This window comes from Hahella sp. CR1 (genome assembly GCF_029813005.1).
Lineage (GTDB): Bacteria > Pseudomonadota > Gammaproteobacteria > Pseudomonadales > Oleiphilaceae > Hahella.
In genome coordinates this window covers 1-6,712 of the sequence record NZ_JAPELK010000033.1, presented here as the reverse complement: position 1 = coordinate 6,712, position 6,712 = coordinate 1, and the positions used below count along the sequence as shown (strand labels likewise).

General features: G+C 46.5%; 8 protein-coding genes and 1 pseudogene. 7 read left to right on the top strand and 2 right to left on the bottom strand.

Annotated features, from left to right (window positions below; all coding sequences use genetic code 11):
- The 7 genes from ONV78_RS31725 to ONV78_RS31695 all read left to right on the top strand — a co-directional run.
- A partial coding sequence (locus ONV78_RS31725; RefSeq protein WP_279508600.1) for an RHS repeat-associated core domain-containing protein occupies positions 1 to 1,572 on the top strand: 1,572 nt, incomplete at its 5' end.
- On the top strand, positions 1,569 to 1,889 hold the full coding sequence (locus ONV78_RS31720) for a hypothetical protein (protein WP_279508598.1): 321 nt from the start codon (positions 1,569 to 1,571) through the stop codon (positions 1,887 to 1,889). The genes ONV78_RS31725 and ONV78_RS31720, both read left to right, overlap by 4 nt.
- Positions 1,890 to 2,380: 491 nt before the next feature.
- Positions 2,381 to 2,803 (top strand): RHS repeat-associated core domain-containing protein, encoded by a 423-nt coding sequence (locus ONV78_RS31715; protein WP_279508597.1) that lies wholly within the window; start codon positions 2,381 to 2,383, stop codon positions 2,801 to 2,803.
- A 102-nt stretch (positions 2,804 to 2,905) separates the two neighbouring features.
- Positions 2,906 to 3,274 (top strand): hypothetical protein, encoded by a 369-nt coding sequence (locus ONV78_RS31710; protein ID WP_279508596.1) that lies wholly within the window; start codon positions 2,906 to 2,908, stop codon positions 3,272 to 3,274.
- A complete protein-coding gene (locus ONV78_RS31705; RefSeq protein WP_279508594.1) occupies positions 3,271 to 3,786 on the top strand; it encodes a hypothetical protein in 516 nt (171 codons plus the stop codon). The genes ONV78_RS31710 and ONV78_RS31705 overlap by 4 nt, the downstream gene beginning before the upstream one ends.
- 257 nt (positions 3,787 to 4,043) lie before the next feature.
- Complete coding sequence (locus tag ONV78_RS31700; protein ID WP_279508593.1) at positions 4,044 to 4,400, top strand: RHS repeat-associated core domain-containing protein; 357 nt, start codon at positions 4,044 to 4,046, stop codon at positions 4,398 to 4,400.
- Positions 4,401 to 4,587: 187 nt separating this feature from the next.
- Positions 4,588 to 4,893 (top strand): hypothetical protein, encoded by a 306-nt coding sequence (locus tag ONV78_RS31695; RefSeq protein WP_279508592.1) that lies wholly within the window; start codon positions 4,588 to 4,590, stop codon positions 4,891 to 4,893.
- Positions 4,894 to 5,283: 390 nt separating this feature from the next.
- Here ONV78_RS31695 and ONV78_RS31690 read toward each other — a convergent pair.
- Both ONV78_RS31690 and ONV78_RS31685 read right to left on the bottom strand, forming a co-directional pair.
- Positions 5,284 to 5,478, bottom strand: a pseudogene (locus ONV78_RS31690) (transposase); the annotation flags it as partial.
- 8 nt (positions 5,479 to 5,486) lie between these two features.
- A protein-coding gene (locus ONV78_RS31685; protein ID WP_279508591.1) for an IS3 family transposase occupies positions 5,487 to 6,646 on the bottom strand; the annotation gives its coding sequence in 2 pieces (ribosomal slippage) (positions 5,487 to 6,382 and positions 6,382 to 6,646; 1,161 coding nt in all).
- Between the last annotated feature and the right edge of the window lie 66 nt (positions 6,647 to 6,712).

Below are 6,712 nucleotides of genomic sequence, written 5' to 3'. Positions count from 1 at the left end.
CAATCACTGCTGCCGGACGGCGGCGTCCTTGGCTTTGGCTATGACCGTCATGGTCTGTTCACCCAGGTCAGCCACAATGGCGACGTATTGGCCAGCATCGAACGGGACCAGGACGGACGCGAATTACGTCGCCGCCAGGGCGCGGCGGAATCCCGCTACGACTACGACGTCATGGGGCGTCTGACTCGTCATCGGGTCAGTCATCGTCAGAGCAAAGCGCGCATCATCGAGCGCAGCTACGGCTATGACGCCAGCGGTAACCTAGCGCTGATCGACGACCTGAAAAAAGGAACCACTCATTACCGTTACGACGCCCTTGATCGCCTGAAAACAGTTGAAGGCTATTGCAACGAAGAATTCGCCTTCGACCCGGCGGGCAATATTCTCGACGGCCAGAATCAGGCCAAGGGCAACCGCCTGAACTTCCATGGCGACCGCCACTTCGAGTACGACGCCGCCGGCAACCTGATACTCGAAAAACGCGGCAAAGGCGGCAAGCTGGAGACCCGTTACCAGTACAACAAGCAGAACCAACTAGTCGCTATTGAAAAAGACGGGCAAAAGACGGAGTACCAATACGACGCCCTGGGACGCCGCATCGCCAAACAGGACGCCTTCGGCAAGACCGAGTTCCTCTGGAACGGCGACGTGCTGCTCTCGGAACAGCGCAACCACCTGAACAAAGTCTACGTCTACGAACCCAACAGCTTCCGTCCGCTGGCGTTCATCCAGGACAAGCAGGTCTACCACTACCACCTGGACCACCTGGGCACGCCACAGGAAATGACCAATGCGGAAGGTGAAGTCGTCTGGTCCGCCCGCTACAAAGCCTACGGAAACCTGGCGCTGCAAGACATCGAAGAAGTGCAGAACCCACTGCGCTTCCAGGGCCAATACTACGACGAAGAAACCGGCCTGCACTACAACCGGCACCGCTACTACGACCCCAGCGCCGCACGGTTTATCAACCAAGACCCAGTTGGACTGTTGGGGGGAGACAACAACTATCAATATGCGCCGAACCCCACGGGATGGGTGGACCCGTTTGGGTTAACTTGTAAAGAGCTTACTCAGGAAGAGATAGATCAACTAAAAGAGTTAGTATTAAATGATCCAGACAGAGCTTATTACAAAATAAGAGAAATGATTAGAAGCGATCAACTTGACTTTAGTACGAAAAAAGATGGTGCAGTATTTTGGGGAACTTCACGGCATCCTGGAGTAAATAATATGCTTGTTGCCCAGACTTGGGCAAAAGCTAATGGTAAATCGACATTAGAGCAGACATCGGGAGGAAAAGTTCTTGAGCAGTTAGATTTATTCTCCAAATCAAATGATATGGACTCTGGAAAAGCAGCTAAGTTATGGAACATGGCTTCGACTAAATTTGCATCTAATGCAAGTGGAGATATTAACGTATTTAATACGGGCGCAAATAGGTTCGGCCAATGGGGAGAGAGAACTTGGTGGAGAATAGAAAAGCCGGTGTTGCTTAAAAATGAATCGGTTACATCTGTAGCGCGAAGAAAAAAAGATGGTTCGGCTGCAAAAACAGGACATATAGTTAAATGAAAAAAGATTTGAACATTGAGGTTTTTGTCTTCAGTGAAGACGATCTCGCTTCAACCATAAAAATAATTAGAAAACATATTAAAATACCTGTTTCATCTATCGCAAATTCAATAAAAAGAAAAATCCCTATATGTAATTTCCAGCTGAAAGTCTCAGAGTTTTACTGTGGTTGGAGATTGGTTTATGAGATGGTAAATGAACTTAAAGAAAGTGGGGTTGAGACGGAGTTCCATGTTAATGGAGAGCCGTATGGGCCTAATTTTTTAGAGCTATTGAAGATTGATATAGAAAATATTGAGAGAAAGGATATATATTGATGTCAATATTTTGATAAATGTTGAACCACTCACCCAAATGAGGGGCTGATTGAGTTTATCCAGCCCTTTTCAGGGGGAGTTTTAGTGGATGACTTCTGCCTTGCACAAGTCGTTGACTATTTCTGGCAAGGCGTTGTCGTAGAAGTCTTCTACGCGACTAGAAAGAGAGGTCCTAAATCCTACCTCAGTCTGTATTTGATCATGTTGTGATCACTGTGGTGAGTAAGCATCTTGGGCTTTCTACGCGCCCACAATAAGGCTATAAGGCTTAGACTTTTAGTACACGCCTTGCCTACGTTATAGCGCTAGAAAACACACAACGAACGTTACACAAACGAAGTCTGACTAGGTTATAACGCGGTTGATATCAGCGATTCGCAGGTTCAGAAGTTTGACGCTGAAGTAGCGAATAACTGGATCAAGCGGCTTATTTACAATACGGCGCTTTAGGGTGCCGCATCAGCAAGACCGAGTTCCTCTGGAACGGCGACGTGCTGCTCTCGGAACAGCGCAACCACCTGAGCAAAGTCTACGTCTACGAACCCGACAGCTTCCGTCCGCTGGCGTTCATCCAGGACAAACAAGTCTACCACTACCACCTGGGCACACCGCAGGAAATGACCAATGCGGAAGGCGAAGCCGTCTGGTCCGCCCGCTACAAAGCCTACGGAAACCTTGCGCTGCAAGACGTCGAAGAAGTGCAGAACCCACTGCGCTTCCAGGGCCAATACTACGACGAAGAAACCGGCCTGCACTACAGCCGGCACCGTTATTATGACCCCAGCACCGCACGGTTTATCAATCAGGACCCAGTTGGACTGTTGGGGGGGAGACAACAATTATCAATATGCGCTGAACCCCACGGGGTGGGTGGACCCGTTTGGGTTGACTGCCAAACCTGGGGATTGTCCTAAGGCTGAAGCAGTGCAACTTACGGCAGAGAGTAGTCTGCCCGGGGGCCGTGTGCAGATGTCGAAATTTTTTATAGAGCTGTTTGTGATAAAGAGTGGGAAAGAATGCAGAAAGAAAATAATAATGTTCCCAGAGGGGTAGACTACTTTGTCACCCAAGATAAAAGCTATCCTTTATATTTGATGTATAAAAGTAAACCCAAAACACAGAAAAAATACGACCATCTTATTAGGTTAGAAGTGCCGGCTGGCACGAGGAGTCTGTTGGAAGAACATGGCGCTCGTGCTCCCAACCAACCTGAATTAAGTAAATTTTCCAATTTGCCGGAATTTACTAATGCATTATCTGAAAAAGAAAAATACATTCACTTGAAGAGCGAGAGAGGGAGCTTGAATTATGGCCTTAGCCCAGAAACAAAAGAATTGTTTAAACCGATCAAAATGACAAAAATAGAATCCAAGAAAAAAACATGAACAAACTCGAATTTAAGAATCAGGTTTCCAATTGTTCTTTCGATGATCTAAGAGACATACCTTTACCTCCACAGGAAGTAATTTCCTCTCTTATTGAAAGTGCCATTCACGACAGGGACTGGAGTTTAATTTCTAAACTCCTTTATTTTTGTAGAGAGGACCCAAAACAAATTTATATAAAATATTTCTGCGATATTTTGGATAATTATAAAGAAAAATTTCATCCTGAAGCGGTTGTTGATCTGATTTCAGATCTTGTCGAGGAGCCAATAAGTGACGAATTACTAGCGCTGGCAACAACCTCTCTATTGAATCATATTCCATATAAATTAAATGGAGACTTTAATTTTAACACAAATATAAAATGTATTGACTGTCTACACTGGATAGCAACGCTTGACAGACCGGCAGGAAGGATAGCAAAAGAAGGATTGATTGCGGCGAAAAATATTAACAATAGAATTATAAGGGAAGAAATTTGCGATGCGCTAAATATGCTTGATGAAATGTAGGAAAATATCTTCCGTATAAGCAGAGTGAATTTTTCCGTCTTATCCAGTACTTACTATTTAAAAAAGAAAGAGGCGGCATTAATGAAAGCTGAGGCTCTATGTCAGTCCCCTTGAGCGTCTAGCTATCCCTCAAAGTGGGTCGATAGCTGTGAGAGAGCCAGGGCGAGTCGGAATCCTGCTACGACTATGACGCCCTGGGACGCCGCATCGCCAAACAGGACGCCTTCGGCAAGACCGAGTTCCTCTGGAACGGCGACGTGCTGTTATCTGAACAGCGCAACCACCTGAACAAAGTCTACGTCTACGAACCCAACAGCTTCCGTCCACTAGCGTTCATCCAGGACAAACAAGTCTACCACTACCACCTGGACCATCTGGGCACGCCGCAGGAAATGACCAATGCGGAAGGTGAAGTCGTCTGGTCCGCCCGCTACAAAGCCTACGGAAATCTGGCGCTGCAAGACGTCGAAGAAGTACAGAACCCACTGCGCTTCCAGGGACAGTACTACGACGAAGAAACCGGCCTGCACTACAACCGGCACCGTTATTATGACCCCAGCGCCGCACGGTTTATCAATCAGGACCCAGTTGGATTGTTGGGGGGGAGAGAATAACTATCAATATGCGCCGAATCCTACGGGATGGGTGGACCCGTTTGGGTTAAAATGTGAGGAGGGAGAATCTGGCCACTCCTATCCTGATTTTGATGAGGCTAGCCCAAGTTATAACCGGTTCAGGGACAAAAAAGCGCACAGAGTAGAGGTTGCCAAGGCCCAATGGACACCGCATGGTTACAAACATATGAAAGCAAATACGGTAGAGCAAGCCTTTCAATATAGCTCAAATAATGGCGCAGCCCAATATTTGCCGGGCATTAACAATAAGGCACTAAAAAAGCTGGCGACACAAAAAGGCATTGTTTTGGAAAAGCCAGGTGGTAGCCAGACTAAATATTTCTTCTACAAATCAGATGAGGTCGTGGGATATGATAATGGAGAAGCTACTCAATGGATTCGAGCAGAAATTACTTCTGGAACTTATCATGGACATCCAATCAATGAGAATAGGTTGTTAAAGAACTATGGAATCAAAGAGGATAAACCATAACTTACATAAAGAATTAAAGCTTGTTGACTTTAAAGAAATAAACGGTTGGCGGATCACATATAGCCAACTATATGATATTGATCCCTCACTATTAGAAGGAGAAACTGCTTCCTCAATTTGGCCTTTAATATTTGTTCAGGACTTACTTCAGATTGAGGATATCAATGAAAAAAACTCATTGATGTTGGTTGGCATCCAGATGGGGACCCTAGTGGGAAATATAAGATGGAGGTGGTTAATAAGATAAATGGGAGGCCAAACTGGTCTCAACCTGAAAGAGTATACAATACCAGAATTCTAAAGGAACTGATAAGCGAGATATATGAGGTGACTTCTATATTTAAAAAACAGTAATGACCCTGTAAATAATTCTGTGTATCTGCCTGGTTGTTAGAGATACCCAGTCAAGCGATCTTCGAACTCGATCATAAATCGGTTCAGCGCTGACTTCCAATTCCTGATCGGCATCGTCCATTTCTTCGATGCATCCATGATCGCCAGATACACCACCTTCCTCGCGGAATCATCTGTGGGGAACAGTTTCCGTTTTTTGATCACCTTCCTAATGACGCTATTAAGGGACTCTGTTCTGGTCAAATCCCACCGGACACTTTCTTTAGAGAGTTTTCATAATTAACCGGCGACATATCATTGTTCGCCGTATGCAGTCTTTCGAGGTTGTAATATCTCATGTAGGCTGCGACATCCTGCTTCATGTGTTCCCGGGTGGGCTGGGGGATTTTTAATATCCAGTCATGCTTAAGGCTACCAAAAAAGCGTTCAACCACCGCATTGTCCCAACAGGCTCCTACATCGCCCATACTTGCCCTGATTTCATACTTTTCCAGCAGTTTTCGATAATGTCCGCTGGTGTACTGAGAGCCCCGGTCACTATGGAATATCAGGCCCTTGGGCGGCTTCCGCAAATTGTAGGCCTTGATCAGCGCCTGGCTGACCAGGCTCGTTGTCATGCGCTTATCGATGCGCCACCCGACGATCCTTCGGGAATATAAATCCATGACAATGGCCAGATATATCCAGCCTTCTCCTGTTTTCAGATAGGTCACGTCGCCAGCCCAAACCTGATTGGGCGCGGTAGGATTAAAATTCTGATTCAACAAGTTATCCGCCACCGCATGATGGTGTTTGCGCCTTGTAGTGGCTTTGTAAGCAACGCGTTGCGTGACCTGAAGACCAAGCCGCCTCATGAGCTTGCGAACCCGGTAGCGTTCCACCTGAAAGCCTTCTTCCCGTAGCTTCTTCATCATCTCTCGACTGCCCAGACTGCTTCGAGAAGCGTTAAACAGTCGCTTCATTCGCCGATGCAGATGCAGCTCATCAAACCGGATCACCGGCGCGGAGCGCCGTCGCCAGGCATAGAATGCTGATCGACTTGCACGCAGAGCCCGGCAAAGCACTTTCACAGGGAAGCGATTCGACTCTGCCTGAATGAAGGCGAACTTTATTTCATTTCTTTCGCGAAGAAGGCCGAAGCCTTTTTTAGAATTTCCTTTTCCATGCGCAGCTCTTTGTTTTCTTTGCGAAGCCGTTTTAACTCGGCGCGCTCGTCTTCAGCCAGAACCTGATTTTCAAGTTGAGCTTCAATCTTTTCCTTCCACTTGTAGAGCATATTGGCGCTAATGCCGAGGGATTTAGCCGCTTCAGGGACGGAATAACCTTGGTCGCGCACCAAGGAAACGGCCTCTTCTTTAAACTCTTTTGTATACTGCTTATACGACTTTTTCTGACTCATGCTGACACCTTAATCGTTGACGGGTATTGTCTCTTATTAATGTGTCCGGGACTATTAGACCACTAC

What these genes read in the sequence shown, in the direction of transcription:
- ONV78_RS31720 (WP_279508598.1), top strand. Translation starts at nt 1,569, where the DNA reads ATGAAAAAAGATTTGAACATTGAGGTTTTTGTCTTCAGTGAAGACGAT.
- ONV78_RS31710 (WP_279508596.1), top strand. Translation starts at nt 2,906, where the DNA reads ATGCAGAAAGAAAATAATAATGTTCCCAGAGGGGTAGACTACTTTGTC.
- ONV78_RS31705 (WP_279508594.1), top strand. Translation starts at nt 3,271, where the DNA reads ATGAACAAACTCGAATTTAAGAATCAGGTTTCCAATTGTTCTTTCGAT.
- ONV78_RS31695 (WP_279508592.1), top strand. Translation starts at nt 4,588, where the DNA reads ATGAAAGCAAATACGGTAGAGCAAGCCTTTCAATATAGCTCAAATAAT.